At 44.8% G+C, this 2,606-nt stretch carries 2 protein-coding genes; both read left to right on the forward strand.

Annotation, left to right across the window (positions count from 1 at the left end; translation table 11 throughout):
- Positions 1 to 492: 492 nt before the first annotated feature.
- Positions 493 to 1,467, forward strand: coding sequence for a DUF1852 domain-containing protein (locus R7Z49_RS14420; RefSeq protein ID WP_257896814.1), 975 nt, complete (start codon positions 493 to 495; stop codon positions 1,465 to 1,467).
- Between the two features lie 30 nt (positions 1,468 to 1,497).
- Complete coding sequence (locus R7Z49_RS14425; RefSeq protein WP_005392823.1) at positions 1,498 to 2,526, forward strand: methionine synthase; 1,029 nt, start codon at positions 1,498 to 1,500, stop codon at positions 2,524 to 2,526.
- Positions 2,527 to 2,606: the final 80 nt, after the last annotated feature.

Below are 2,606 nucleotides of genomic sequence, written 5' to 3' on the forward strand. Positions count from 1 at the left end.
CTGAAACTCAGTATATTGTTTAATAATTATTCAATTTCGGACGACTTGGTTTTCTGTCCGAATTACGCAACAAAGCCGTTAGCATCTTGTTTATATAATGCGTTTTCTAAGTTTAAAACTGGTTCACATACTGCTAATCCCTTACGAGTCATCAGTTTCTTAATTACACATATTGGCACTATGCTCGCCAAGTTGCGTGTATTGGTGTCAATGAATAACAGTATCTACGATAGTTCCCTCAGGGTCGGAATTCCCACTATGAATTTCTTTCATGTTCAATGTGAAACAATACCAATATTATTCAACTCGTGAAGCAAGTATAAAAAACGGACTGCTCTGGTGTTAGGCACTGTGACCACCGTTTTTAGTACGAACTATTCGTCGTGAACGCTGTGCAACCTAACGATTGGGAAAACCAAAAAACAAAAATGTCCCCATGCACAGAGTTAGGAAAAGTCTGCTTTATCTAAGGAAATAGGATACCAACTCACGATGAATAACGATTTCACATTTGCTATCAAAAGCATTCGCTTTGATGAGAATTACCAACCATCAGACAACACGCGAATCACTACCAACTTTGCTAATCTGGCTCGCGGAAACTACCGCCGAGAGAATCTGCGCAATGCACTCCGAATGATCGACAATCGTTTTAATGCCTTGGCATATTGGGATAACGCGCAAGGTGACCGCTACTCCGTTGAGCTTGAAATCATCTCCGTTGATATGGGTATCCAAGGTAGTGGAGAAGCCTTCCCATCGATTGAAGTGCTCAAAACTAACATTGTTGACCACAACACTAACGAGCGCATCGAAGGCATTGTGGGTAACAACTTCTCTTCATACGTGCGTGATTACGACTTTAGCGTTTTGCTGTTGGACCACAACAAAAACCAGCCACAGTTCAGCATCCCAGCGAACTTTGGTGATTTGCATGGCAAACTGTTCAAAGCTTTCGTTAATTCTGAGTCTTATAAACAGCATTTCAAAAAGCTGCCTGTGATTTGTCTGAGCGTATCGGACAACAAGGTATACCGACGTACCGAAAACCAACATCCGGTTTTGGGCTTTGAATATCAGCCGAACGAATCTTCGTTGACGGAGCAGTACTTCAAAAAGATGGGCTTGCAGGTGCGTTACTTTATGCCGCCAAACAGTGTTGCACCATTGGCATTCTATTTCTTCGGTGACTTGCTGAACGACTACTCAAACCTAGAGCTTATCAGCACGATAAGCACGATGGAGACATTCCAGAAGATTTACCGACCTGAGATTTACAATGCCAACGCGGTTGCCGGTAATTGCTACCAGCCAAACCTAAAAAACCTAGACCACTCGCTAACTCAAATCGTTTACGACCGAGAAGAGCGCAGCCAACTGGCGATTGAACAAGGGAAATTTGCCGAGGAGCATTTCATCAAACCTTATCAATCTGTGCTTGAACAATGGTCTGCAAACTACGCGTAATCGACAACGAGAATCTAGAAAGGAATGACGATGAAAACACTATTGCCGACTTCAACGGCTGGCAGCTTACCGAAACCTTCTTGGCTGGCAGAACCAGAAAAACTTTGGTCACCGTGGAAACTGCAAGATGAAGAACTGATTGATGGCAAACGCGATGCGCTACGTGTCGCTTTGCAAGAACAAGAACTGGCAGGCGTTGATATCGTCAGTGATGGCGAGCAAACTCGCCAACATTTTGTGACGACCTTTATTGAGCATTTAAGCGGTGTAGATTTTGAAAACCGTAAAACGGTGACCATCCGCAACCGTTATGAAGCAAGTGTTCCGACTGTGGTTGGCCCAGTAAGCCGCACAAAGCCCGTGTTTGTTGAAGATGCCAAGTTCTTGCGTCAGCAAACTAAGCAACCTATCAAGTGGGCGCTACCAGGCCCTATGACGATGATCGACACGCTTTATGATGATCATTACGGTAGCCGTGAAAAGCTGGCTTGGGAATTTGCGAAGATCCTCAATCAAGAAGCGAAAGAGCTTGAAGCGGCGGGTGTCGACATCATTCAGTTTGATGAGCCTGCGTTCAATGTGTTCTTCGATGATGTGAACGAGTGGGGCATTGCATGTTTAGAGCGTGCGATTGAAGGGCTGAAATGTGAAACGGCGGTGCATATCTGCTATGGCTACGGCATCAAAGCGAACACGGATTGGAAGCAAACGCTAGGCACTGAATGGCGACAATACGAAGAAGTATTCCCTAAATTGCAGCAGTCAAATATCGATATTATCTCGCTTGAGTGTCATAACTCGCGAGTGCCTATTGAGTTGCTTGAGTTGATTCGCGGTAAGAAGGTGATGGTTGGTGCGATTGACGTCGCTACCAACGAAATTGAAACGCCAGAAGAAGTAGCGAACACATTGCGAGAGGCGTTGAAGTACGTTGATGCCGACAAGCTTTACCCATGTACCAACTGCGGTATGGCACCTTTGTCTCGTGAAGTATCGACCGCTAAGCTCAATGCGTTAAGTGCGGGTGCGGAGATCATTCGTAAAGAGTTGGTGGGTTGATATTAATACTTAGGCTCCGCACCATGAACTAAAATTAGGGTCAATCTAGCGAGTTTAAATGAGACTAGGAATCGGGTTAC

Origin of the sequence: Vibrio sp. 1562 (assembly GCF_033340155.1) — a bacterium.
Classification (GTDB): Bacteria; Pseudomonadota; Gammaproteobacteria; order Enterobacterales; family Vibrionaceae; genus Vibrio; species Vibrio alginolyticus.